Raw genomic sequence first — 856 nt, forward strand, 5'->3', positions numbered from 1 at the left:
GGCGTGGATGGCGGGGTGGGTGAGCAGGGCGCGGACGGCGTTGGTGATCAGGGTGAAGGTGGTTTCGTGGCCGGCGACCACCAGCATCCACAGGGTGTCCAGGAGTTGGCGGTGTGGCAGGGTGCCGTCGTTGTCCCAGGCGGTGATCAGGTCGCTGGTCAGGTCGGTGCCGGGAGCGGCACGGCGCAGTTCGACGAGTTCGTCCAGGAGGTCCAGGCGGCCGGTTTCGGTGGCGGCGGCGTCCTGGGGGGTTTTGTTGTCGGTGCGGATCAGGGCGTCCACGAGGGCGCGGAACCGGGGCCGCATCGGCTCGGGGATGCCGAGCAGGTGGCAGATCACGCCCATCGGCACGGCGTAGGCGAAGTGGGCGCGCAGGTCGACGGCCCCGCCGGTGTCGCGGTGGTCGGGCAGGGTGTCCAGGGCGTCGCCGACGATGCGGGTGATCTGGTCGGTGAGGCCGGTGACGCGGCGGGCGGTGAAAACGCCGGAGACCAGTCGCCGTAGTTGGCGGTGCTGCGGGTCGTCGAGGAAGAACATGTTGGTCAGGCCGATGAACATGCCGGCCAGTGGCCAGTTGTCGGGGATCAGGCTGTCGCGGTGGGCGGCCCAGTGCTGGTGGGCGACGCGGGAGATGTGCGGGTTGCGGGACAGTTCACCGAGTAGGTGCTGGCGGGTGACGGCCCAGGCGTGCACGCCGTCGGGCAGGCCGGGCAGCACGATCCGCACCACGGGTCCGGCGTCGCGCAGCCGGGCCATTTCGCCGTGTGGGTCGGCGCCGAGGGGGTCGATGGTGATGATCGGGACGTCGGCCGCGGCCACGACAGCGCCGTCGTCGGGCTGGGATGGGGAGTCGGGG

Annotated in this window: 1 pseudogene; it reads right to left on the minus strand. The window is 71.4% G+C overall.

The window, feature by feature from the left end:
* Nucleotides 1-856: pseudogene (locus E1285_RS46370) on the minus strand (cytochrome P450); the annotation flags it as partial.

Source organism: Actinomadura sp. 7K507 (assembly GCF_004348425.1).
In the GTDB taxonomy this organism is placed as follows: domain Bacteria; phylum Actinomycetota; class Actinomycetes; order Streptosporangiales; family Streptosporangiaceae; genus Spirillospora.